Origin of the sequence: Pseudomonas sp. PWP3-1b2 (genome assembly GCF_049896045.1) — a bacterium.
GTDB lineage: Bacteria > Pseudomonadota > Gammaproteobacteria > Pseudomonadales > Pseudomonadaceae > Aquipseudomonas > Aquipseudomonas antarctica_B.
On record NZ_JAFCTN010000003.1, the window covers coordinates 41,939 to 64,380 of the forward strand.

23 protein-coding genes are annotated in these 22,442 nt (G+C 61.1%); 13 read left to right on the forward strand and 10 right to left on the reverse strand.

The features are described from left to right. Positions 1-405: 405 nt before the first annotated feature. The gene (gene argH / locus ACP7A2_RS02635) at positions 406-1,800 is read left to right on the forward strand and encodes an argininosuccinate lyase (protein WP_078739725.1); all 1,395 of its coding nucleotides are present in this window, start codon (positions 406-408) and stop codon (positions 1,798-1,800) included. 116 nt (positions 1,801-1,916) lie between these two features. Here argH and ACP7A2_RS02640 read toward each other — a convergent pair whose 3' ends face one another. Continuing rightward, positions 1,917-2,576: a glutathione S-transferase family protein gene (locus ACP7A2_RS02640; protein ID WP_426132977.1), complete on the reverse strand. Its 660-nt coding sequence runs from the start codon at positions 2,574-2,576 to the stop codon at positions 1,917-1,919. Positions 2,577-2,703: 127 nt separating this feature from the next. On the opposite strand from ACP7A2_RS02640, the gene ACP7A2_RS02645 reads away from it, so the two are divergent. The 3 genes from ACP7A2_RS02645 to ACP7A2_RS02655 all read left to right on the forward strand — a co-directional run bounded on the left by ACP7A2_RS02645 (position 2,704) and on the right by ACP7A2_RS02655 (position 6,450). Beyond that, positions 2,704-2,988: a hypothetical protein gene (locus tag ACP7A2_RS02645; RefSeq protein WP_395610020.1), complete on the forward strand. Its 285-nt coding sequence runs from the start codon at positions 2,704-2,706 to the stop codon at positions 2,986-2,988. A 198-nt stretch (positions 2,989-3,186) separates the two neighbouring features. Then, entirely contained in the window at positions 3,187-3,441 is a 255-nt protein-coding gene (locus ACP7A2_RS02650) for a TIGR02647 family protein (RefSeq protein WP_078739728.1), read from the forward strand. Positions 3,442-3,609: 168 nt separating this feature from the next. Continuing rightward, positions 3,610-6,450: a class I adenylate cyclase gene (locus tag ACP7A2_RS02655; protein WP_426132978.1), complete on the forward strand. Its 2,841-nt coding sequence runs from the start codon at positions 3,610-3,612 to the stop codon at positions 6,448-6,450. Positions 6,451-6,461: 11 nt separating this feature from the next. Here ACP7A2_RS02655 and rnk read toward each other — a convergent pair whose 3' ends face one another. The 3 genes from rnk to cyaY form a co-directional block, all read right to left on the reverse strand. Further along, positions 6,462-6,872 (reverse strand): nucleoside diphosphate kinase regulator, encoded by a 411-nt coding sequence (rnk, locus tag ACP7A2_RS02660; protein ID WP_426132979.1) that lies wholly within the window; start codon positions 6,870-6,872, stop codon positions 6,462-6,464. Between the two features lie 131 nt (positions 6,873-7,003). Continuing rightward, positions 7,004-7,222, reverse strand: a complete 219-nt coding sequence (locus tag ACP7A2_RS02665; RefSeq protein WP_426132980.1) for a DUF1289 domain-containing protein — start codon at positions 7,220-7,222, stop codon at positions 7,004-7,006. A 2-nt stretch (positions 7,223-7,224) separates the two neighbouring features. Beyond that, on the reverse strand, positions 7,225-7,557 hold the full coding sequence (gene cyaY / locus ACP7A2_RS02670) for an iron donor protein CyaY (RefSeq protein WP_426132981.1): 333 nt from the start codon (positions 7,555-7,557) through the stop codon (positions 7,225-7,227). A gap of 238 nt (positions 7,558-7,795) precedes the next feature. Between cyaY and lptM the strand changes: the two genes are divergently transcribed. The 6 genes from lptM to ACP7A2_RS02700 are packed head-to-tail and all read left to right on the forward strand — an operon-like array spanning position 7,796 to position 12,381. After that, positions 7,796-7,966: an LPS translocon maturation chaperone LptM gene (gene lptM, locus ACP7A2_RS02675; RefSeq protein ID WP_078739734.1), complete on the forward strand. Its 171-nt coding sequence runs from the start codon at positions 7,796-7,798 to the stop codon at positions 7,964-7,966. Positions 7,967-7,975: 9 nt separating this feature from the next. Beyond that, the gene (gene lysA / locus ACP7A2_RS02680; RefSeq protein WP_426132982.1) at positions 7,976-9,223 is read left to right on the forward strand and encodes a diaminopimelate decarboxylase; all 1,248 of its coding nucleotides are present in this window, start codon (positions 7,976-7,978) and stop codon (positions 9,221-9,223) included. Positions 9,224-9,226: 3 nt separating this feature from the next. Then, positions 9,227-10,057, forward strand: coding sequence for a diaminopimelate epimerase (gene dapF / locus ACP7A2_RS02685; protein ID WP_426132983.1), 831 nt, complete (start codon positions 9,227-9,229; stop codon positions 10,055-10,057). Between the two features lie 13 nt (positions 10,058-10,070). After that, positions 10,071-10,787 carry a DUF484 family protein gene (locus tag ACP7A2_RS02690; protein ID WP_426132984.1) on the forward strand — a complete coding sequence of 239 codons (717 nt, stop codon included), beginning with the start codon at positions 10,071-10,073 and terminating at the stop codon, positions 10,785-10,787. 2 nt (positions 10,788-10,789) lie between these two features. Next, positions 10,790-11,689 carry a tyrosine recombinase XerC gene (gene xerC, locus ACP7A2_RS02695; RefSeq protein WP_426132985.1) on the forward strand — a complete coding sequence of 300 codons (900 nt, stop codon included), beginning with the start codon at positions 10,790-10,792 and terminating at the stop codon, positions 11,687-11,689. After that, a complete protein-coding gene (locus ACP7A2_RS02700; RefSeq protein ID WP_426132986.1) occupies positions 11,686-12,381 on the forward strand; it encodes an HAD family hydrolase in 696 nt (231 codons plus the stop codon). The genes xerC and ACP7A2_RS02700 overlap by 4 nt, the downstream gene beginning before the upstream one ends. Positions 12,382-12,486: 105 nt before the next feature. Here ACP7A2_RS02700 and sutA read toward each other — a convergent pair whose 3' ends face one another. The 4 genes from sutA to glnK all read right to left on the reverse strand — a co-directional run bounded on the left by sutA (position 12,487) and on the right by glnK (position 15,272). Next, complete coding sequence (gene sutA / locus ACP7A2_RS02705; RefSeq protein WP_375065485.1) at positions 12,487-12,819, reverse strand: transcriptional regulator SutA; 333 nt, start codon at positions 12,817-12,819, stop codon at positions 12,487-12,489. 101 nt (positions 12,820-12,920) lie between these two features. Next, positions 12,921-13,346, reverse strand: a complete 426-nt coding sequence (locus ACP7A2_RS02710) for a secondary thiamine-phosphate synthase enzyme YjbQ (RefSeq protein WP_375065487.1) — start codon at positions 13,344-13,346, stop codon at positions 12,921-12,923. A gap of 211 nt (positions 13,347-13,557) precedes the next feature. Beyond that, positions 13,558-14,898, reverse strand: coding sequence for an ammonium transporter (locus ACP7A2_RS02715; protein WP_426132987.1), 1,341 nt, complete (start codon positions 14,896-14,898; stop codon positions 13,558-13,560). 35 nt (positions 14,899-14,933) lie between these two features. After that, a complete protein-coding gene (glnK, locus tag ACP7A2_RS02720; protein ID WP_002555808.1) occupies positions 14,934-15,272 on the reverse strand; it encodes a P-II family nitrogen regulator in 339 nt (112 codons plus the stop codon). 423 nt (positions 15,273-15,695) lie between these two features. Between glnK and ACP7A2_RS02725 the strand changes: the two genes are divergently transcribed. Both ACP7A2_RS02725 and ACP7A2_RS02730 read left to right on the forward strand, forming a co-directional pair. Further along, the gene (locus ACP7A2_RS02725) at positions 15,696-15,959 is read left to right on the forward strand and encodes an accessory factor UbiK family protein (RefSeq protein ID WP_348061344.1); all 264 of its coding nucleotides are present in this window, start codon (positions 15,696-15,698) and stop codon (positions 15,957-15,959) included. Positions 15,960-16,175: 216 nt separating this feature from the next. Further along, complete coding sequence (locus ACP7A2_RS02730) at positions 16,176-17,672, forward strand: YifB family Mg chelatase-like AAA ATPase (protein ID WP_426132988.1); 1,497 nt, start codon at positions 16,176-16,178, stop codon at positions 17,670-17,672. 76 nt (positions 17,673-17,748) lie between these two features. Here the strand turns inward: ACP7A2_RS02730 and ACP7A2_RS02735 are convergent, their stop codons facing one another. Together ACP7A2_RS02735 and ACP7A2_RS02740 are read right to left on the reverse strand one after the other, a co-directional pair. Next, positions 17,749-19,725, reverse strand: coding sequence for a methyl-accepting chemotaxis protein (locus ACP7A2_RS02735; RefSeq protein WP_426132989.1), 1,977 nt, complete (start codon positions 19,723-19,725; stop codon positions 17,749-17,751). A gap of 176 nt (positions 19,726-19,901) precedes the next feature. Further along, the gene (locus tag ACP7A2_RS02740) at positions 19,902-20,822 is read right to left on the reverse strand and encodes a LysR substrate-binding domain-containing protein (RefSeq protein WP_426132990.1); all 921 of its coding nucleotides are present in this window, start codon (positions 20,820-20,822) and stop codon (positions 19,902-19,904) included. A 152-nt stretch (positions 20,823-20,974) separates the two neighbouring features. On the opposite strand from ACP7A2_RS02740, the gene ACP7A2_RS02745 reads away from it, so the two are divergent. Further along, the gene (locus ACP7A2_RS02745; RefSeq protein WP_426132991.1) at positions 20,975-22,378 is read left to right on the forward strand and encodes a NorM family multidrug efflux MATE transporter; all 1,404 of its coding nucleotides are present in this window, start codon (positions 20,975-20,977) and stop codon (positions 22,376-22,378) included. Positions 22,379-22,442: the final 64 nt, after the last annotated feature.

Consider the following 22,442-nt stretch of genomic DNA (forward strand, 5'->3'; position numbering starts at 1 on the left):
GCAAAAAGTGCCCCGAGAGCGGCACCCAAATTTACCCGGACCTGTTCAATAACGCCCAAGACCTGCAGCTTTCGCGCATCGTCCCAGGGTTTGCTGATACACAATCCGAATACCCCCCTTTTAAATGGACAGTCTGGGTATGACCGCATCACCCGACTTTGGTGCATTCACACACTAATAGTCCAACTGTAGACGCTCGCCGAGACGATAGGGCTCATTCGTAAAATATCGCATCAATAAGCCTCTGCTTGCAGTCTCGTCCCGGACGCGGTCGACGGCAAGGCACTTAGCCATGCCTGACACAAATAAAAATGCCGATCACCCGCAGCACCGCCTCCGCGGGCAACCCTGTTATTATCGGCGGCACACCTTCACGCCTCTTTTAAGCAGATCACGAGCGAATCCATGAGCACCGACAAGACCAACCAGTCCTGGGGCGGCCGCTTCAGTGAACCCGTCGACGCCTTCGTCGCCCGCTTCACCGCCTCCGTCACCTTCGACCAGCGCCTGTACCGCCACGACATCATGGGCTCCATCGCCCACGCCACGATGCTGGCCAAGGTCGGCGTGCTGACCGACGCCGAGCGCGACAGCATCATCGACGGCCTGACCACCATCCGTGGTGAGATCGAAGCCGGCACGTTCGACTGGCGCGTCGATCTGGAAGACGTGCACATGAATATCGAGGCGCGCCTCACCGATCGCATCGGTGTGACCGGTAAAAAACTGCACACCGGTCGTAGCCGTAATGACCAAGTGGCCACCGATATTCGCCTGTGGCTGCGCGATGAAATCGACCTGATCCTTGGCGAAATCACCCGCCTGCAAAAAGGCCTGCTGGAGCAGGCCGAGCGTGAGTCGGGCACCATCATGCCGGGCTTCACCCACCTGCAAACCGCGCAGCCTGTGACCTTTGGTCACCACCTGCTGGCCTGGTTCGAAATGCTCAGCCGCGACTACGAGCGCCTGGTGGATTGCCGCAAGCGCGCCAACCGCATGCCCTTGGGCAGCGCCGCACTCGCTGGCACCACTTACCCGATCGACCGCGAATACACCGCGCAGCTGCTGGGTTTTGACGCCGTGGGCGGCAACTCCCTGGACGGCGTATCGGACCGTGACTTCGCCATCGAATTCTGCGCCGCCGCCAGCATCGCGATGATGCACTTGTCGCGTTTCTCCGAAGAGCTGGTGCTGTGGACCAGCGCGCAATTCCAGTTCATCGACCTGCCGGACCGCTTCTGCACCGGCAGCTCGATCATGCCGCAAAAGAAAAACCCGGACGTGCCCGAACTGGTACGTGGCAAAAGCGGCCGTGTATTCGGCGCACTGATGGGCCTGCTGACCTTGATGAAAGGCCAGCCTCTGGCCTACAACAAGGACAATCAGGAAGACAAGGAACCGCTGTTCGACGCCGCCGACACCCTGCGTGACTCGCTGCGCGCCTTTGCCGACATGATCCCGGCGATCAAGCCCAAGCACGCGATCATGCGCGAAGCAGCGCTGCGTGGTTTCTCCACCGCAACTGACCTGGCGGACTACCTGGTGCGCCGCGGCCTGCCGTTCCGTGACTGCCACGAAATCGTCGGCCACGCGGTGAAGTACGGCGTGGACACGGGCAAGGACCTGGCGGAAATGAGCCTGGAAGAGCTGCGTAAATTCAGCGACCAGATCGAGCAGGACGTGTTTGCGGTGCTAACCCTGGAAGGTTCGGTGAATGCCCGCGACCACATCGGCGGCACTGCGCCAGCGCAGGTGAAAGCTGCCGTGGTGCGCGGCCAGGCATTGCTCGCCAGCCGCTAAATGCCAAGAGCATCGCAGGCAAGCCAGCTCCCACAGGTACCGAGTACTTCCAGACGACTCGGTCAAAGGTGGGAGCCGGGCTTGCCCGCGATAGCTTTCTGATAAGCGCTGAGAAACTACTTCTTCGCCGCGATCATCGCCATAAACGCCGGCATCGCCGCTTCCCTGTCCGCCGCAACCTTCTGCGCGTTGGGCATTGCATTCAGCTTCTCCAGCAACGCCTTCGCCGCAGGCAGCTCTGCCAGCAAATCCAGCCCAAACAGCTTCTCGCCCACCGCAACGGCGAGGTTCAGGCTGTACATAAAATAAAGATCCGCAATCGTGAAGCTTTCCCCAGCCACATAGGGCGCGAACTTGCCATGCCGCCCCAAAGAAAAGATTCCCAGCAGCAGCTCGGATTTGGATTTCTCCTTGATCGCCTCCGGCACCGGCATGCCGAAAAACGCTTCGGCGAAACACGCACGGGCAGGCAATTCGATGTACAGCTCGATTTCCCGGCATAGCGCCAGCACTTGCGCGCGCTGGAATGGCTCAGCGGGCAGCAGCGCCGGGCCTTCCTGGGTGTGCTCGATGTACTCAAGGATCACGCTGGTTTCGTTAATAAAGCCCTGTTTGACCCCCAGCACCGGCACCTTGCCGCGCGGGCTCACGGCGAGCGCTTCGGGGGTCTGGCCGGCGAAAAACGGCACCTCCTCAAAGGGTAGCCCTTTCTCCAGCAGCGCCAGTTTGACCATGTTGTAGTAGTTGCTGACCGAAAATCCGTAGAGCTTGAGCATTGCGACTGCCTCCAGGCCGGGTGTGGGGTTGGCTGCAAGAGTTATAGAGCCGAAGGCCCTTCCTGACCAGCAGCATCACCCACCTGAATGGGCGTAGACTGGCGGCCTTTTCCTTGAGGAGCCTGCCATGAGCGAGCCAACCGATATCGACAACGACGAAGAAGAATTCACCGAAAGTACGCTGACCCAGGCCATCGAAAATCAAATCGAAAGCGACAACCCGCCTGCGGCCAAAGCGACGTTCAACAAGTTGACCCTGGTGGGTTACGAGCGTGAAGACATCTTGAACCTGATGGCCCACGTGCTCGCCGTCGAAATCGACAAGATGCTCGAAGAGGACCGCGCCTTCGATACCCAGTGGTACGAAACCGCGCTGCGGGCGTTGCCCGAGTTGCCGCCAGAGAACCAATAACATCCAAAACTCCAGGCGGGTGCTGACCCCTGTGGGAACTGGCTTGCCTGCGATGGCATCGCCTCTGTGCAACCGTTAAACCGAGTCGCCAGCATCGCAGGCAAGCCAGCGCCCACAACTGGCTGGACAGTTCGGCAAAGTGCGTTCACCTTATGCCCTGCTAGCCTCTAATAAATTCTTAGAAAGTCTGGAGTCCTTATGTCGTATACCCCTGAATTGGTTGCCGAACTGGAAATCCTTACACTCTTCAGCCTGGGCAGCACCCAGGAAGGTCTGAAAGTCCACCAGACCGCCGCTCCCACTGCCATCGCCGCTGCCAAGCGCCTCCACGCGAAAGGGCTTATCGATCAACCGGATGGCGGTTACCTGACCAGCCTGGGTCGGGACGCTGCAGAACAAGCCCAAACCCTGCTGACCATCCTGACCACCGCCTCGACCAAAGAAGCTGCGTAATATCTGATACCGCCCATGGGGTCCGCCTTTTGCGGATTCCCAGGGCGTTGCTGTGGATCGCCCAAGATTCTGACGCCAAAATCCATTTCCCTCTAAACCTCCTGCGCTTCTGTCTGTAAACTCACACACGGCCGCCCACGTCGGGCCCTGCGAGCCACCGAGTTCGACATGACCCGCACCCATGAAATCCGCCCCGACCTGGACGAAGGCATCGACCGCAAGGTGCTGGCCCAGCTGCGCGCGCGCTTCATGGCCCTCAACGAAGGCCGCATGGCCCGGGCTGTCGAGGGGCTGACCCCGCGCCAGCAAAGCGTATTGACGCTGTTGCCGCTGTTTTTTCACGTCAACCACCCGCTGTTGCCAGGCTATGTATCGGGCAGCACCCCCGCTGGCCTGTCGAACTTCGAACCCGACGCCCAGGCCCTGACCGAAGCCCAGCGCCTGACCCGCTCGTTTTCCTACAAGCCACGCCATGGCAACCCGCCCCGGCCGATCCACGGGTTGTTCTTGATGGGCAGCCTCGGCACCCTGGCCCAGGCGGATCAGAGCGACATGGATGTGTGGGTGTGCCACGCACCGGACCTTGGCGAAAGCGAACTGGCCGAGTTGCGCAAGAAGTGCCAACTGCTGGAGGCCTGGGCCTTGGGTATGGGCGCCGAGGCGCACTTCTTCCTGATCGAGCCCACGCGCTTTGTGCTGGGCGAACGCGATACACAGCTCAGCTCCGATGACTGCGGCACTACCCAGCATTATTTGTTGCTGGATGAGTTCTACCGCACTGCCATCTGGCTGGCCGGGCGCACGCCAATCTGGTGGCTGGTGCCGGTCTATGAAGAAAACCGCTACGCCGAGTTCACCCATGCGCTGATCTCCAAGCGTTTTATCCGCGCCGATGAAACCCTCGACCTTGGCCATCTGGCGCGCATTCCGCCGGGGGAATTTATTGGCGCCGGGCTGTGGCAACTGTTCAAGGGCATCGAGTCACCCTACAAATCGGTGCTCAAGCTGCTGTTGACCGAGGTCTACGCCAGCGAGCATCCGAACGTGCACTGCCTCAGCCTGCGCTTCAAGCGCGCGGTATTTGCCAACCAGATGGACCTGGATGAGCTGGACCCCTACATCGTGGTTTACCGCCGCATCGAGGAATACCTCACGGCGCGCAACGAGCCCGAACGCCTGGAGCTGGTAAGGCGCGCCCTCTATTTGAAGGTCAACCGCAAGCTCACAACGGGTCAGCGCACCTGCGGTTGGCAGCGTTTGCTGCTGGAGCGCCTGGCCGATGAATGGGGTTGGGACCCGCGCCAACTGGCCCTGCTGGACAGCCGCAGCCAGTGGAAAGTGCGCCAGGTGGCGTCCGAACGACGTGCGCTGGTGAATGAGCTGAATTACAGCTATCGGTTTCTGAATCAATTCGCCCGCACCGAACAAACCGTCAGCCTGATCAACAAACGCGACCTCAATGTGCTGGGCCGCCGCCTGTACGCGGCGTTTGAGCGCAAAGCCGGCAAGGTCGAGTTCATTAACCCAGGCATCTCCCCGGACCTGGCCGAAGACACCCTGACCCTGGTGCAATCGCCCAACCGCAAGGAGCCGGGCCAGCACCACTGGGGCCTGTACAACGGCAACCTCACGGCCCTGGAATGGGAGCACTTTGCGCCGATCAAGCGCAGCCGCGACTTGCTGGAAATGCTTACCTGGTGCCACCGCAACGGCGTGATCGACAGCAGCACCCGCCTCGCCCTGCACCCGGGCGTGAGTGACATGACCGAGTTCGAGCTGTTCAACCTGCTCGGCAGCCTGCAACAGACCATCACCCTGCCCCTGACAGGCGTCGATGAAGAACGCCTGCTGCGCTCGGCAGTGCCGGAAGACGTACTGTTGCTGATCAACGTCGGCGTCGACCCGCTTAAGCATCACCGCGACCTGAATATTCTGATGACCACCGAGCGCACCGACTCCCTGAGCTACGCCGGGGTGCGCGACAACCTGGTGCTGACCCTGGATCAGGTCACGCTCAACAGCTGGAATGAGGTGATGGTCAGCCGCTACGACGGCCCGCACGCGCTGCTCGATTGCCTGCGCGACTACCTCAACCAGTTACCGCCAAACCACCTGCCCCGGTTGCGAGTGCGCTGCTTCTGTCACAACCGCGCGCAGTTCATTGCACAGCGTGTGGAAGAAGTCTTTGATACCGCGCAAAACCTGCTGCTCAGCCAGGGCAATTACCGCTACCTGCTCCAGGTGCAACAGCACTATCACGTGATGGAACTGATGCCGGGCCAAGCCACCCACGTGCCATTGCTGACCCAGGACGCGCTGATCGCCTACCTCAGCGAAGAGCTGGCGGCGTACAGCCCGCTGCACCTGGACGCCATGGCGCTGGAAGACCACGACCTGGCGCTGCTGCTGCCCATGGGCCTGTCCGAGTGTGTGCAGGTGTTCTACCGGGTCAACGAAGGCCTCGCCGAGCTGTACGTGCTGGATGAGTTCAATGCGCTCTGGCAGCAGCGCTTGCCGTTTCATGATGAGCAAAGCTTGCTGGCGCCGTTGCAGCGCTTCCTGCAGTCGATCATCTACCGCCGGGAAGCGCTCTTCCCGCTGGACTCGCAACAGCCGTTGGGCGAAGTGCAAATCCTGTATTACCAACTGTTGCCGTCAGGAGGTCTGCGCGCGCGCGGCATCGAAGCGCGGCAAGCGCCTTCGAACCCCGCCAACAAGCCGTTTTATGACGTGCAGGCGATTATCGGCAAGGCCGCACCGGGTCAGGTGGGCATCACTCTGTACTGCAATCAGCGGGAGTTTTCCGAACTGGAGTTTGGCGACCAACTGTTTGCAGTGGTCGCCCGGGAGATCGTCGGTCAACGCCAGGAGACCGAGCGTTACCGCTGCTACATCACCGACCTGGATTTGTCCGGACTGCTCGGTGATGTGCAAAGCCCGAGCAACTTGTATTTGCGCTACAAGGCCGAGCTGGAGCTGTCGCTCAACGAGGCGCTGAGCCAGATTTAAAGCAGCTCCGTTTACAAGGAGAATGCACCACCGTCTTTCGGCTGGCCTTCAACGTTCAGCAATTCCAGCTTCAGGGTTTTGCCACCGGGTGCCGGCCAGTCGATGTGCTGGCCCACTTGCAGGCCAAGCAACGCACTGCCCACGGGCGCCAGAATCGAAATCTTGCCTTCGTCGGCATTTGCTTCTTTCGGGTAGACGAGTGTCAGGTGGTAGTCCTTGCCGCTGCCTTGCTCACGGCAATGCACGCGGGAGTTCATGGTCACGACACCTGCAGACACTTCATCGTGACCAACCACGTCTTCGGCGCGGTCGAGTTCGGCTTGCAACGCTTCTACGCCGGGAAACTCTTCGCCAAGGCGGTCGATCAGTTGCTCCAGACGCTGCACGTCCAGACGGGTGAGGATGATGGAAGGTGCGGTCATGATTCAGGCAGACTCCTTTTTTCTGCACAAAAAAGCAAAACCCCGCCAGGAAAAGGCGGGGTTCTCACGGGCCTCGGTGAGTTGAGGCGTACCCGGACACTACCACAGCGACACAAATAAACAAGGCGACCTCAGGCGTGCGCCCTGCGCTGATCAGCCTGGGCACAAATCACCCGGCGGCGGGCATCGTCGGCGGAGCGCCATTCCCGGATGTCTTCCACATGACGGAAACAACCGAGGCAGACTTTCTGCTCATCCAGGCGACACAAGCTGATACAAGGTGACGGCACCGCCGGGCTGACATTGCTGAACAACGGCTTGGGCGGGCGTACAGGTAAAGGCTGGGTCACAATCAAATCTCTTCGAAGTCCAGCTCAACGCCGGCTTGCTCCTGGACCATGCGCGCGAGCATTTCGCTGAGCAGTTCATCGCTGCTGTCGCACTGCCAATTGTTGTCTTCTTCGTTGTAATCGAAGTGAAAGCCACCGGAACGTGCGGCCAGCCACAGCTGACGCAAAGGCTCCTGGCGACTGAAAATCAGCTGCGTGCCGTTTTCAAACTTGACGGTCAGCACGCCGGCCGAGTTTTCCAGGTCCACGTCCAGGCCACTGTCGTCGAAAATATCTTCCAACTTCTCCTGGGTCGCATCCACCAAGTCGTGAAAACGGGCTTCGGTCAAACTCATTGTGGCAACCTCAAAAGTGTCTGGTTTTGCTCAAGCGCCGCACGATACGGGCGAGCCTCGCCGATTGCAAAGGATACCGATTTCATCCGCGCCAACTGCAGGAAAAATACTCAGCAAGCGTAGCCTGCTTCGCAACTCTCTCGGCAAACCCCCGCCGGACGGGTATTTCAGCGCATAGGCAAGCTGGCGGGTGGTCGGTATACTCGGGCGCAATTAATGCATATTCAAGGATTTCGCCATGAAGCGCCTGATCTCTTCCCTTGCTGCGCTCGTCGCGGTCGCTTGCCTCGTTAGTGCCTGTGGTCAAAAAGGCCCGCTGTACCTGCCCGATGACAGCAAAGACCCTAATGACCAGGCGCAATCGTCGCAAAAGCCATCAAAAGCGCATAAGCACGATACCTACGAATAAGGGAAACCCATGGACGCTTTTAACTACCGGGACGGCGAGCTGTTCGCGGAAGGTGTGGCGCTGTCTGCGATTGCCGAACGCTTTGGCACCCCGACCTATGTGTATTCCCGTGCGCACATCGAAGCCCAATACCGCTCCTTTACCGACCCACTGGCCGGCGTTCCACACATGGTGTGCTACGCGGTCAAGGCCAACTCCAACCTGGGTGTACTGAATGTCCTGGCGCGTCTTGGCGCCGGTTTTGACATCGTTTCCCGTGGCGAGCTGGAACGTGTACTGGCCGCTGGCGGCAAGCCTGAAAAAATTGTGTTCTCCGGTGTTGGTAAAAGCCGCGAAGACATGCGCCGCGCCCTCGAAGTTGGCGTGCATTGCTTCAACATCGAATCCACCGACGAGCTGGAACGACTGCAGGTTGTTGCCGCCGAGCTGGGCGTTCGCGCGCCGATCTCCCTGCGCGTCAACCCGGACGTCGATGCCGGCACTCACCCGTACATTTCCACCGGCCTCAAAGAAAACAAGTTCGGCATCGCCATTGCCGACGCCGAGGACGTGTACATCCGCGCCGCCCAACTGCCGAACCTGGACGTGCTGGGTGTTGACTGCCATATCGGCTCGCAACTGACCACCCTGCCGCCGTTCCTGGACGCCCTCGATCGCCTGCTGGCGCTGATCGATCGCCTCGGCGAATGCGGCATCTACCTGCAGCACATCGACCTCGGTGGTGGTGTAGGCGTGCGTTATCGCGATGAAGAGCCGCCGCAAATCGCCGATTACATCCAGGCTGTGCGCGAGCGCACTGAAGGCCGCGGCCTGACCCTGATGTTCGAGCCGGGCCGTTATATCGTCGCCAACGCCAGCGTGCTGTTGACCCAGGTCGAGTACCTCAAGCACACCGAATACAAGGATTTCGCCATCGTCGATGCGGCGATGAACGACCTGATCCGCCCGGCGCTGTACCAGGCCTGGATGAATGTCACTGCGGTAACGCCGCGCGAAGGCGCTGGCCGTGCCTATGACATCGTCGGCCCGATCTGCGAGACCGGTGACTTCCTGGCCAAGGATCGTCAGCTGACCCTCGAAGAAGGCGACTTGCTGGCCGTGCATTCGGCCGGTGCCTATGGGTTTGTCATGAGCTCCAACTACAACACCCGCGGCCGTGCCGCCGAGGTGCTGGTGGACGGTGATCAAGCGTTTGAAGTGCGTCGCCGCGAGACGGTAGCCGAGTTGTATGCTGGCGAAAGCCTGCTGCCGGAGTAAGCCATGCTGCTGCGTTTTACCAAGATGCACGGGCTGGGCAACGATTTCATGGTCCTCGACCTGGTCAGCCAGCACGCGCACATTCTGCCCAAACACGCCAAACAGTGGGGCGACCGTCACACCGGGATTGGTTTTGACCAACTGCTGCTGGTGGAAGCACCGGGCAACCCGGACGTGGACTTCCGTTATCGGATCTTCAACGCCGATGGTTCCGAAGTGGAGCAGTGCGGCAACGGTGCGCGCTGCTTTGCCCGCTTTGTGCTGGACAAACGCCTGACTGCCAAGCGCCAGATTCGCGTCGAGACCAAGAGCGGTGTGATCGAGCTGGACGTGCGCAGCGACGGCCAGATCAGCGTCAACATGGGCGCGCCACGCCTGGTGCCGGCGGACATTCCGTTCCAGGCCACGGAGCAGGCCAACCGCTACGCGCTTGATGTGGATGGCCAGACGGTCGACATCGCCGCCGTGTCCATGGGCAACCCCCATGCCGTGCTGCGGGTCAACGACATCAACAACGCCCCGGTGCATGAACTGGGACCGAAGATCGAACATCACCCGCGTTTTCCGGCACGGGTGAACGTGGGCTTTCTGCAGGTGATCGACCGTTCCCGCGCGCAATTGCGCGTGTGGGAACGCGGCGCCGGCGAAACCCAGGCCTGCGGTACCGGTGCTTGCGCCGCTGCCGTGGCCGCGATCAGCCAGGGGTGGATGGATTCGCCCCTGCTGATCGACCTGCCCGGCGGACGTTTGTCCATCGAATGGGCAGGCCCTGGCCACCCGGTGTTGATGACCGGGCCGGCCTCGCGTGTATACGAAGGACAGGTCCGTCTATGAGTGAGCCAAGCCAATGACCGATAAGCCTCAAGTACCCGCCCAAGCAACCCCGAGCGACAGCCTGGAGGCCGCTGCAGTCGCGGCGTACCTTGAAGCTAATCCGGACTTCTTCGTGGAACACGAAGAGCTGCTGCCGGCCTTGCGCATTCCCCACCAGCGCGGCGATACCGTGTCGCTGGTGGAGCGGCAAATGAAGATCCTGCGCGAGCGCAATATCGAAATGCGCCACAAGCTCTCGCACCTGATGGACGTCGCCCGCGACAACGATCGCCTTTTCGACAAAACCCGCCGCCTGATTCTGACGCTGATGGACGCCACCAGCCTGGAAGAAACCGTGATCGCCGTGGAAGACAGCCTGCGCCAGGACTTCCAGGTGCCGTTTGTCAGCCTGATCCTGTTCAGCGACAACCCGATGCCCGTGGGCCGCTGGGTCAACGGCAGCGAAGCACAAACCGCCATCGGTGGCCTGCTATCGGAAGGCAAGACCATCAGCGGCACCTTGCGTGAGCACGAGCTGGACTTCCTGTTTGGCGCCGAACAGCGCCAGCAAATCGGCTCTACCGCCGTGGTCGCCCTCAGCCACCAGGGCCTGCACGGCGTACTGGCCATCGCCAGCCGAGACCCTGCGCACTATAAAAGTTCGGTGGGCACGCTGTTTTTGACCTACATCGCCGAAGTGCTGGGCCGCGTCCTGCCGCGCTTCACCACCGCCCTGCGCGCGGTGCGCTAGCCATGGAACGGCAACTGGACGCTTACTGCGCTCACCTGCGCAACGAGCGCCAGGTGTCACCCCATACTCTGGAAGCGTATCGGCGAGACCTGAACAAGGTGTTGGCGTACTGCGAAAAACAGCACATCAGCAGTTGGAAGGCGCTGGATATCCAGAACCTGCGCAGCCTGATCGCGCGCCTGCACCAGTCGGGCCAGTCATCGCGCAGCCTGTCTCGCCTGTTGTCGGCGGTGCGCGGGCTTTATCACTACCTCAATCGCGAAGGCCTGTGCGACCACGACCCGGCCAATGGCTTGTCTGCGCCCAAGGGCGAGCGGCGCCTGCCCAAGACGCTGGATACCGACCGCGCTCTGCAACTGCTCGACGGTGCCATCGAGGATGACTTCCTGGCCCATCGCGACCAGGCGATCCTTGAGCTGTTTTACTCCTCTGGCTTGCGCCTGTCGGAGCTGACGGGCCTCAACCTCGATCAACTCGACCTCGCGGACGGCCTGGTGCAAGTCCTCGGCAAGGGCAGCAAAACTCGCGTTTTGCCGGTGGGCCGCAAGGCGCGTGAAGCCCTGCAACTGTGGCTGCCACTGCGCCTGTTGACCAACCCGGCGGACGACGCGGTGTTTGTCAGCCAGCAAGGCCGACGCCTCGGCCCGCGCGCCATTCAGCTGCGGGTCAAGGCGGCGGGCGAACGTGAACTGGGGCAAAACCTGCACCCGCACATGCTGCGTCACTCCTTTGCCAGCCACCTGCTGGAATCATCCCAGGACCTGCGCGCCGTACAGGAACTGCTCGGCCACGCCGACATCAAGACCACGCAAATTTATACCCACCTCGACTTCCAACACCTCGCAACGGTGTACGACAACGCCCATCCACGGGCCAAACGCATCAAGGGCGGCGACTCATGAGTATCAAGCTGATTACCTTCGACCTGGACGACACGCTCTGGGACAACGTACCCGTGATCATTGGCGCCGAAGCGTCGATGCGTGAATGGCTGGCGGTAAATGCCTCAAAGGTCGGCGACCTGCCGCTGGAGCACTTCGCCAAGCTGCGCCAGGCCGTGCTGGAGCGCCATCCCGAGCTGAAATACCGCATCAGCATCCTGCGCCACCGTGTGCTGATGCACGCGTTTGAAGAGGCGGGTTATCCACAGCCGCAGGCCACGGAAATGGCCGACGTGTGCTACGAGGCGTTCATCCATGCGCGGCATCAACTCACGCCGTTCCCCGAGGCTGAGCCCATGCTTCAGGCATTGCGCGAGCATTTCCTGCTGGGCGTGATCACCAACGGCAACGCTGACGTGCAGCGCGTTGGCCTGGCCGACTACTTTCACTTCGCCCTGCGCGCCGAAGATATCGGCATTGCCAAGCCGGACGCGCGACTGTTTCATGAAGCGTTACAGCGCGGTGGCGTGGACGCGAGCCAGGCGGTGCATATCGGCGATCACCCGGGCGATGACATCGCCGGGGCGCAACAGGCGGGGCTGCGGGCGGTGTGGTTCAACCCGACGGGAAAAGCCTGGGAAGGGGACAAAAAACCGGATGCGCAGATTCGTAACCTGAACGAGCTACCGCCATTGCTGCAAAGCTGGCAGTAATGCCAGCTCCCACATTTGAATGATGGTGACTGGCAGAACTTTATTCCAGGCATGAAAAAGCCCGCAGCGACGGCGGGCTTTCTCACATAAGCCTGCAACAACCCTTTAAATAGGGCGGCTGCCGTACTTGTTATCCGGCTTCTTGGGCGGATCGGCAACCACGTTAGGCTCAACTTCGACCACTCTGCCGCCTTTAGCGAGGAATTCTTCCATCGCACGGGCCAGTGCATCGCGCTCTTTGTTCTTGGCTTCAACGCTTGGCAGCTCGTCTACCGACACCGCAGCCTTGGCTTTGCCTTTGGCAACTTTGGCAGGTGCGTCTTCGCCACCGTCATCGCCCTCGTCAGCAACATCTTCGACTGCCGCTTCAAGGCCTTCTTCGGTGTCGTCTTCGTCACCTACTTCGAGTTCGTCGGTTTCCAGATCATCGTCGCTCATGTTCTACCTCATGACTTGCGAAAAGCAGATTAGTTATAGCCCAGCTTCACCCTCTGTCGAGGTCGCCGGATAAAATCAACATCCGCTGGATGACCAGCGGCTTATGCCCCATCACCGTGCAAGGTGGCGAGGACTTTACGAGCACCGCCATGATCACGGTGCTCGCCCAGATAAACACCTTGCCAAGTCCCTATCGCCAAGCGGCCAGCGTTCACTGGCAAACTCAGCTGGCAGCCCAGCAGACTGGCCTTGAAGTGCGCCGGCAGATCATCCGGGCCTTCGTCGTTATGTTCGAACCCTGCACGCCCTTGCGGCACCAGCGAGTTGAAAAAACGCTCGAAGTCACGGCGCACCGCCGGGTCGGCATTCTCGTTGACCGTCAACGAGGCCGAGGTGTGCTGCAGCCACAGATGCAACAGGCCCACACGGCACGCCTTCAATTCAGGCAAGCCGGCGAGCAACTCGTCTGTCACCAGGTGAAAGCCCCGGGGCTTGGCCCGCAGGGTAATCAGGGTCTGTTGCCACATACAGTTCTCCGCCCATCGGCGCGCATTCTAGCGCGCTCTGGGAAAAAACAAAGTGTCGAATACGCCTACATACCTGTAAGACTTTCGCACGCTGAAAAGCGCCGCGTGCGCTGCATCACAAACTTTGCGTAAAAACCGGTACAGCCTCCTATCACAGACAAACGCCAGACAAAAAAATGCCCGGCAAGCCGGGCATCTTTTTTACACGTACTTACAAGTTGTAACCGCGTTCGTTGTGTTGAGCCAAGTCCAGGCCCACGGCCTCTTCTTCGTCGGTAACCCGCAGGCCCATGACCGCATCCAGCACCTTGAGGATGATGAAGGTCACGATGGCCGTGTAGATCACGGTGAAGCCGACGCCCTTGCACTGGATCCAGACTTGCGCCGCGATGTCAGTGGTGGCCGCGTTGAAGCCGCCCAGGGAAGGCGCTGCGAACACGCCGGTCAGGATCGCGCCGAGGATACCGCCGATACCGTGCACGCCGAAGGCGTCCAGGGAGTCGTCGTAGCCCAGTTTGCGTTTCAGGGTAGTGGCGCAGAAGAAGCACACTACGCCAGCCGCCAGACCAATCACCAGAGCGCCCATTGGGCCCACGGTGCCGGCAGCCGGAGTGATTGCCACCAGGCCCGCAACGACACCCGAGGCAATGCCCAGTGCGCTTGGCTTACCGTGAGTGACCCACTCGGCGAACATCCAGCCCAGCGCCGCAGCCGCGGTAGCGATCTGAGTGACGAGCATCGCCATGCCGGCAGTGCCGTTGGCCGCAGCAGCGGAGCCTGCGTTGAAGCCGAACCAGCCAACCCACAGCATCGCGGCGCCAATCAGGGTATAACCCAGGTTGTGCGGTGCCATTGGGGTGGTCGGGAAGCCTTTACGCTTGCCGAGTACCAGGCACGCCACCAGGCCAGCCACACCGGCGTTGATGTGCACCACGGTGCCGCCAGCGAAGTCCAGCACGCCCCAGTCGCCCAGCAACGAGCCCGGACCGCCCCACACCATGTGGGCAATCGGTGCGTAAACCAGGGTGAACCAGATGCCCATGAAGATCAGCATCGCGGAGAACTTCATACGCTCGGCGAACGCACCGACGATCAGCGCCGGAGTGATGATCGCGAAGGTCATCTGGAAGGTGATGAATACCGACTCAGGGAACAACGCCGCCGGGCCGGTGATGCTGGCCGGGGTCACACCCGAGAGGAACAGTTTGGACAAGCCACCCACAAACGAGTTGAGGTTGACCACGCCTGCTTCCATACCGGTCGTGTCGAATGCCAGGCTATAGCCGTACACGAACCACAGAATGGAGATCAGGCCAGTGATGGCGAAGCACTGCATCATCACCGACAGAATGTTTTTGGAGCGAACCATGCCGCCGTAGAACAGCGCCAGGCCCGGAATAGTCATGAACAGTACCAGCGCGGTGGATGTGAGCATCCACGCCGTGTCGCCGGAATTGAGGACTGGAGCTGGGACTGGGTCCGCCGCCAATGCCAGGGCCGGCATTACGAGGGACAACAGGGCTCCTAGCCCTGCGAATTTACGCAGAGTCATATTGTTTTCTCCTGGGGCGTTGGGGGTTTGGCGGCTTAGATTGCGTCGGTATCGGTTTCGCCGGTACGGATGCGAATAGCCTGTTCCAGATTGACCACGAAGATCTTGCCGTCACCGATCTTGCCGGTGTTGGCCGCCTTGGTTATCGCCTCGATAACCCGGTCAAGATCCTTGTCGTCAATGGCGACATCAATCTTCACCTTTGGCAGAAAATCGACCACGTATTCCGCGCCGCGATACAGCTCGGTGTGACCCTTCTGCCGACCGAAGCCTTTGACCTCAGTAACGGTAATGCCCTGCACGCCGATCTCGGACAACGACTCGCGTACATCGTCCAACTTGAACGGCTTGATGATGGCAGTGACTAGCTTCATGAAAACTCTCTCCCGAATTGGTGGACTTGCCCCAGGAAAACAAACCCGTCTCAAGTCTAAGCGCAGCGCCTGGCTTTGTAACGCGTCGTCGCCTCGGCATTTGCCGTTGCGACACCAGCGAACCACTGGTGACTAAACCTGTACCCCTGATCCGTCGGCGCACTGCATTCGTCACAGCGACTGCATCAGTGCATGGGTCATGATCGTCTAAGCAGAAACCTTGCCAGCTCCGTAAAAATCACTGAAATCAGTCCGTTGCCCACTTAAGCCCACCTTCGGGGCTTTTCGGCAGCACCAATGCGCACCTAAACAGTGCGCGACTGCCCGGCCCGCTGCGCGAAAAGCGTGCGCCGCCAGCCGTGAAAAAGACTATAGACGGTGCGTGATACACTGCCCGCCAACAGTTTTTCCGGAATATTTCCCATGCTCGCGCCCAAAGACCTCCTCGACGCCCTGAGCGGCCACGCCTCTCGCCTATTCAGCGGCGAAACCCCGCTGCCCCGCAATGAAATCGAAAGCCAGTTCAAGGCGCTGCTGCAAAGCGGCTTCAGCAAGCTCGATCTCGTGAGCCGGGAAGAGTTTGATAGCCAGATGGTGGTGTTGGCGCGCACGCGTGCACGGCTGGAGAGCCTGGAAGCGAAAGTCGCCGAGCTGGAAGCGCGATTGACGCCGACCTCGGCTGAATAAACCCGGTTCAAATGTGGGAGCTGGCTTGCCTGCGATAGCGTCACCTGCGTCCACTCGATACACCGAGGTGCCGGTATCGCAGGCAAGCCAGCTCCCACATGAAGCGCCGTGACCCACACCGGATACGTTCTGTAAAACCTCCCTGGCCTCACCCCTTCCCACCTCGTCTACCCTTGAAACACCCGCAGGAAGCGGCCCTCCACTCAAGGAACGAGCATGTCCCTCGCCATCGTCCACAGCCGCGCCCAAATTGGCGTTGAAGCCCCTGCCGTCACCGTCGAAGTGCACATGGCCAATGGTCTGCCGTCCCTGACGCTGGTGGGCCTGCCCGAAACTGCCGTGAAGGAAAGCAAGGACCGCGTGCGCAGTGCCATTCTCAATTCCGCGCTGCAATACCCCGCCCGCCGCATCACCCTCAACCTCGCGCCTGCCGACCTGCCCAAGGACGGCGCGCGCTTTGATTTGGCGATTGCCCTGGGGATTCTTGCCGCGAGTGTGCAGGTGCCGTCACTGATGCTCGATGACGTGGAGTGCCTCGGCGAATTGGCGCTGTCCGGCGAGGTGCGCGCGGTAAAAGGCGTGTTGCCGGCAGCGTTGGCTGCGCGTAAGGCCGGGCGCACCTTGATAGTGCCGCGAGCGAATGCCGAGGAAGCGTGCCTGGCGTCGGGCTTGAAGGTCATTGCGGTGGATCACTTGCTGCAAGTGGTGGCGCACTTGAATGGGCATGTGCCGATTGAACCCTACAAGTCCGACGGCTTGCAGTATCTGAACAAACCTTATCCAGACTTGAGTGAAGTGCAGGGCCAATTGGCGGCCAAACGCGCCTTGCTGATTGCGGCGGCGGGTGCCCATAACTTGCTGTTCAGCGGCCCGCCAGGCACTGGCAAAACATTACTCGCCAGCCGGCTTCCCGGGTTACTGCCACCCTTGAGCGAGCATGAAGCGCTGGAAGTGGCTGCGATTCAGTCGGTGGTCAGCCTTGCGCCGCTGAGCCATTGGCCTCATCGGCCGTTTCGTCAGCCACACCATTCGGCCTCCGGCCCGGCGCTCGTCGGCGGCGGGTCAAAGCCGCAACCGGGGGAAATTACCCTAGCCCATCACGGCGTGTTGTTTCTGGATGAACTGCCGGAGTTTGATCGCAAAGTGCTGGAGGTGCTGCGCGAACCGCTGGAATCAGGCCATATCGTGATTTCCCGTGCGCGTGACCGAGTCAGCTTCCCGGCGCGATTCCAACTGGTCGCAGCCATGAACCCCTGCCCCTGCGGCTACCTCGGCGAGCCCAGCGGGCGCTGCCGTTGCACGCCGGAGCAGATCCAGCGCTACCGCAACAAACTCTCGGGGCCACTGCTGGATCGTATCGATTTGCACCTTACCGTCGCCCGCGAAACGACGGCAATCAATCCGACCCTGCAGCCTGGCGACAACACCGCAAAGGCCTCGGCGCAAGTGGCCGAAGCCCGTGAGCGCCAGCAACAACGCCAGGGCTGCGCCAATGCCTTCCTTGATCTGCCGGGATTACGCGTGCACTGCAAACTGGCGAAGGTCGATGAAAGCTGGCTGGAAAGCGCCTGCGAGCGGCTGACGCTGTCGCTGCGGGCTGCCCACCGGTTGCTCAAGGTCGCGCGCACCCTGGCCGACCTTGAACGGGTGGAGAACATCGCCCGGCATCACCTGGCAGAGGCGCTGCAATACCGGCCGGCAGCAATGACTTGAGCCTGGCGCCGGGTCAGGTGCGGGAAGGAGCAAGCCCTCGCCCACATGGGATTAACTGCGCCTGGACAACCGGGTTTCAGTGGAACCGGTCCACTTCATGGCGCAAGCCGGCCGCCAGGGTTTCCAGTTCCTTGGCAGTAATTGCCAGGTTTGACACCACTTCACGCTGCTCGCTGTTAGCCAGCGCAATACTCTGCAAGTTGCTGCTGAGCAAGGTCGCGGTGCTGCTTTGCTCCTGAGTGGCGGTGGTAATCGCGGCGAACTGCTGACCGGCGGAGCGGCTTTGCTCATCAATGTGCGCCAGTGCCGAAGCCACGTCGGCGTTACGCGACAGGCCTTCCTGCATCAGCGTGTTGCCGTGCTCCATGGTGCTGATGGCATTGCCGGTTTCCTGCTGGATGCTCTGGATCATCACCGAAATTTCGTCAGTGGCCTGACGGGTACGCGATGCCAGGTTACGCACTTCGTCAGCCACCACGGCGAACCCGCGGCCCTGCTCACCCGCGCGGGCTGCTTCGATGGCAGCATTGAGCGCCAGCAGGTTGGTCTGTTCGGCGATCGAGGTGATCACACCAACGATCCCGCCGATCTCCTGAGAACGCTGGCCCAAGGTGTTGATCACCGTGGCCGTGCTGTTCAGGGAGGCGGCGATATGTTCCAGGGACGACGACGCCTCTTGCATCGAGGTGCGACCAATTCGGGTCTGCTGCGCATTTTCCTGGGCGAGACGTTCGGTGTTGCCCATGTTGTCGGCGATGTTCAGCGACGTGGCACTGAATTCTTCCACGGCGCCGGCCATGCTGGTGATCTCGCCGGACTGCTGCTCCATGCCTTCATAGGCACCGCCCGACAAACCGGACAGCGCCTGCGCCCGGCTGTTGACCTCTTCGGCCGCCGTGCGAATGCGCGACACCATGGTCGACAGCGCTTCACCCATCTGGTTGAAGCTGCCGGCCAACTGGCCGATTTCGTCATGGCTGGACACATTCAAGCGCGCGCTCAAATCACCTGCGCCCAAGGCTTCGGCCTGGCGCACCAGGTCACTCAATGGCTGCAATTTGCTGCGCAGCAACCAGACCGCGGCGCCCACCGCCAGCAACATCGCCAGCACGCTGCCAATCACCAGTCGAATGCCCACCGCCCACGTAACGGCGCGAATTTCGGATTTTGGCATGCTCGCCACCACCGACCACGGGCCGCCGTCAAACGGTACCGAGACGCTGTAGAAATCTTCGTTCTTGTCGCTCCAGAACCGCCCTTCGCCCGGCTTTTTGGCCAGGTCGAGCATCACCGGGATCGCCTGATCCAGCGCCTCCACGCCCGCTGGCGGCACCAGCCAGTGTTTCTGCTCATCGAGCAGCGCCAGCGAACCGGTCTTGCCGATACGGAAACGCTTGAGGTTATCGAACTGGGCCTTCTGCTCGTCGGTGTAATCAAAACCAATAAACAACACGGCGATAACTTTGCCGCTGGCATCACGCACCGGGCTGTACTGGGTCATGTAGGAGCGATCAAACAGCACCGCGCGACCCACATAGTTCTGCCCCGCCAGCAGACGCTGGTATGCCGGGTGCTGGTGGTCGAGCACGGTGCCGATGGCGCGATTGCCGTCCTGCTTGGTCAGGGACGTGCTGATGCGAATGAAGTCTTCGCCGCTGCGCACAAAAACCGTGGCCACGCCGCCGGACATCTGCTTGAACTCGTCCACTTCAGTGAAGTTGTTGTTCAGCACGCCGTCACCCAGATACAGGCTCGGGGTCTGCGTGCCGGCCACCGTTACCGGTTGGTCCGCCCGCACGCTCAAGCCCGCGACAAAGCGCTTTTCAAACAGCCCGCTCAAACGCTGGGTACTTTCGCGCAAGGTGCTGTGGAACGTGTTGAGCTGGTCGGCGAGCAAACGCGCCTCGCTGGCCAAGTGTTCCTCGCGGGTAGCGAGGTTGGCGGAGTCGAGGGAACGCAAGGCGAAAACGGTACTGCCGCTGATGACGATTGCCAAAATAACGGCCAAGGCGAGGCCTAACTGAGAGGCGATCCGAGCGCGAGGTTGAGACATAACAGCTCCTGGCCGAGGCCAGGATCATCCTGATCTCATAGCGTTGCTCGGCAAATTATCTGGTGGGAAGCGTTAGCGCACGCAGGCACCAACACACCTTCTTCGGCGGGCGCGGCCAATACTTGAGCGATTTGCAAGGGCATCGCGCAAACGATTGCTCAACCGCGGTGTCCCGCTTAATCCAGGCGTTCAACCTCGGGCAGTTCCATGGCCCTGACTTCACCCTGGAGAAACTCCGCCAAGCGCCGTAAACGCTCACCGCCGGGACGGGTTTTGGGCCACACCAAATAGTAGTTTTCCCCACTGGCCACTGCCGTTGGCCACGGCAGGCTCAATCGCGCCTGGGCCACGTCTTCGGCCACCATCAGCAGGTCGCCAATGGACACGCCATACCCCCGCGCGGCGGCGACCATGCCCAGTTCCAGTGTGTCAAACACCTGCCCGCCCTTGAGTGACACCTGGGATGACAACCCCATGCGCTGCAGCCAATTGCGCCAGTCGCGGCGGTCGGGCGTGGGGTGCAGTAACTCGGCAGCGGCCAGGCGGTTGACGTCCCATGGCCCGTCACTCAACAAATTCGGCGCCCCCACCGGAATCAGCAGTTCGGGGAACAGGTAGCTCGCCTCCCAGTCCGCCGGAAAATGCCCGTGGCTCAACAGCACCGCGCAGTCGAAAGGCTCGTTATTGAAGTCCACCTCATCCACGTTCATCCACGCGCTGGTGAGTTGCACCTCATTGCCAGGCTGCAACGCCCGGAAACGACTGAGGCGCGCGAGCAACCAGCGCATGGTCAGGGTCGACGGCGCCTTCATGCGCAAAATGTCGTCTTCGGCATTCAGGGTGTGGCACGCCCGCTCGAGCGCCGCGAAGCCTTCGCGCACGCCGGGTAGCAGCAAACGCGCGGCCTCAGTGAGTTGCAAGGTGCGGCCGCTGCGCTGGAACAGGCGGCAGGCGAAGTGCTCTTCCAGGGTGCGGATATGCCGGCTCACGGCACTTTGTGTGATCGACAATTCCTCCGCCGCGCGGGTGAAAGAGTTGTGCCGGGAAGCCGCCTCGAAGGCACGCAGGGCATACAGCGGAGGTAGACGACGAGACATGGGGAAAGCTCCGGCGGCGCAATGTTCAAACCCTACCAGAATCGCTCAGGCATGAGTTTTAATCATGCTGAGCATCGCATTTATCCTTTTGTGCAATGGCCTGAAAGCGCCGAGAATCAACCCTTCCACAACCTTCTGATTTTTTGAGCGTGATGATCATGCAACATCCGGTACGTTCCGAACTCTGGGCCATTCTGCGGCTGTCAGGGCCGTTGATTGCCTCACAGTTGGCGCACATGTTGATGGTGCTGACCGACACCCTGATGATGGCCCGCCTCAGCCCGCAAGCCCTGGCCGGCGGTGGCCTGGGCGCGGCGAGCTATTCGTTCGTGGCGATTTTCTGCATCGGCGTGATTGCGGCTGTGGGCACCCTCGTGGCCATTCGGCATGGTGCCCGTGATATCGAAGGCGCCACCCGCCTGACTCAGGCCGGGCTTTGGCTCGCGTGGCTGATGGCGCTGGCGGCGGCGGTGCTGATGTGGAACATCAAACCGGTGCTGCTGTTGTTCGGCCAGACCGAAACCAATGTGCAGGCGGCGGGGCAGTTTTTAACGTTTCTGCCTTTTGCCCTGCCCGGCTACCTGAGTTTTATCGCCTTGCGCGGCTTCACCAGCGCCATCGGCAAGGCCACGCCGGTGATGGTGATCAGCCTGTGTGGCACCGTGCTCAACTACTTTCTCAACCACGCGCTGATTGAGGGCATGTTCGGCCTGCCCAAGCTGGGCCTGGCGGGCATCGGCCTGGTCACGGCCATCGTCGCCAATTGCATGGCCCTGGCATTGATGTGGTACATCCGCAGCAACCGGGCTTATGCGGCCTACCCGCTGAGCAAAGGCCTGCTGCGCCTCAATACTCACTATTTGCGCGAGCTGTGGCGCCTGGGCCTGCCAATTGGCGGCACTTACGCGGTGGAAGTCGGGTTGTTCGCCTTCGCGGCGCTGTGCATGGGCACCATGGGCAGCACGCAACTGGCGGCGCATCAGATTGCCCTGCAGATCGTCTCGGTGGCGTTCATGGTGCCAGCGGGGATGTCTTACGCAATCACGATGCGCATCGGCCAGCACTACGGCGCCGGGCAACTGCTGCAGGCGCGCATGGCGGGGCGCGTGGGCATCGGATTTGGTGCGGCGGTCATGTTGGGATTTGCGGTGGTTTTGTGGCTGTTTTCCGACCCGCTGATCGGACTGTTCCTCGACCACAACGACCCGGCGTTCCACGACGTCATTGTGCTGGCCGTCAGCTTGCTGGCTGTCGCGGCGTGGTTTGAACTGTTCGACGGCGTGCAAACCATCGCCATGGGCTGCATTCGCGGGCTGAAGGACGCCAAGACCACATTCCTGGTGGGTTTGGGCTGTTACTGGCTGATCGGTGCCCCGTCTGCGTGGTTGATGGCATTCACCCTGGGCTGGGGGCCGACCGGCGTGTGGTGGGGTTTGGCGCTGGGGCTGGCGTGTGCGGCGGTGAGTTTGACCTGGGCGTTTGAGGCGAAGATGAAGCGGATGATTCGGCGGGAGCCTGACGCACACCCTGCATTCCAGGCCATGCAACCCGACTGACAGGATGTACTCGGCGAATAATGTGGGAGCGGGCTTGCTCGCGAATGCGGTGGATCAGCCAGCA

Coding starts and splice junctions, on each gene's coding strand:
- ACP7A2_RS02730 (WP_426132988.1), top strand. CDS start 16,176: ATGTCCCTCGCCATCGTCCACAGCCGCGCCCAAATTGGCGTTGAAGCC.
- xerC (WP_426132985.1), top strand. CDS start 10,790: ATGGAACGGCAACTGGACGCTTACTGCGCTCACCTGCGCAACGAGCGC.
- lysA (WP_426132982.1), top strand. CDS start 7,976: ATGGACGCTTTTAACTACCGGGACGGCGAGCTGTTCGCGGAAGGTGTG.
- ACP7A2_RS02735 (WP_426132989.1), bottom strand. CDS start 19,725: ATGTCTCAACCTCGCGCTCGGATCGCCTCTCAGTTAGGCCTCGCCTTG.
- ACP7A2_RS02710 (WP_375065487.1), bottom strand. CDS start 13,346: ATGTGGCAACAGACCCTGATTACCCTGCGGGCCAAGCCCCGGGGCTTT.
- glnK (WP_002555808.1), bottom strand. CDS start 15,272: ATGAAGCTAGTCACTGCCATCATCAAGCCGTTCAAGTTGGACGATGTA.
- cyaY (WP_426132981.1), bottom strand. CDS start 7,557: ATGAGTTTGACCGAAGCCCGTTTTCACGACTTGGTGGATGCGACCCAG.
- ACP7A2_RS02700 (WP_426132986.1), top strand. CDS start 11,686: ATGAGTATCAAGCTGATTACCTTCGACCTGGACGACACGCTCTGGGAC.
- ACP7A2_RS02745 (WP_426132991.1), top strand. CDS start 20,975: ATGATCATGCAACATCCGGTACGTTCCGAACTCTGGGCCATTCTGCGG.
- ACP7A2_RS02640 (WP_426132977.1), bottom strand. CDS start 2,576: ATGCTCAAGCTCTACGGATTTTCGGTCAGCAACTACTACAACATGGTC.
- sutA (WP_375065485.1), bottom strand. CDS start 12,819: ATGAGCGACGATGATCTGGAAACCGACGAACTCGAAGTAGGTGACGAA.
- rnk (WP_426132979.1), bottom strand. CDS start 6,872: ATGACCGCACCTTCCATCATCCTCACCCGTCTGGACGTGCAGCGTCTG.
- lptM (WP_078739734.1), top strand. CDS start 7,796: ATGAAGCGCCTGATCTCTTCCCTTGCTGCGCTCGTCGCGGTCGCTTGC.
- ACP7A2_RS02690 (WP_426132984.1), top strand. CDS start 10,071: ATGACCGATAAGCCTCAAGTACCCGCCCAAGCAACCCCGAGCGACAGC.
- dapF (WP_426132983.1), top strand. CDS start 9,227: ATGCTGCTGCGTTTTACCAAGATGCACGGGCTGGGCAACGATTTCATG.
- ACP7A2_RS02655 (WP_426132978.1), top strand. CDS start 3,610: ATGACCCGCACCCATGAAATCCGCCCCGACCTGGACGAAGGCATCGAC.
- argH (WP_078739725.1), top strand. CDS start 406: ATGAGCACCGACAAGACCAACCAGTCCTGGGGCGGCCGCTTCAGTGAA.
- ACP7A2_RS02715 (WP_426132987.1), bottom strand. CDS start 14,898: ATGACTCTGCGTAAATTCGCAGGGCTAGGAGCCCTGTTGTCCCTCGTA.
- ACP7A2_RS02740 (WP_426132990.1), bottom strand. CDS start 20,822: ATGTCTCGTCGTCTACCTCCGCTGTATGCCCTGCGTGCCTTCGAGGCG.
- ACP7A2_RS02645 (WP_395610020.1), top strand. CDS start 2,704: ATGAGCGAGCCAACCGATATCGACAACGACGAAGAAGAATTCACCGAA.
- ACP7A2_RS02725 (WP_348061344.1), top strand. CDS start 15,696: ATGCTCGCGCCCAAAGACCTCCTCGACGCCCTGAGCGGCCACGCCTCT.
- ACP7A2_RS02650 (WP_078739728.1), top strand. CDS start 3,187: ATGTCGTATACCCCTGAATTGGTTGCCGAACTGGAAATCCTTACACTC.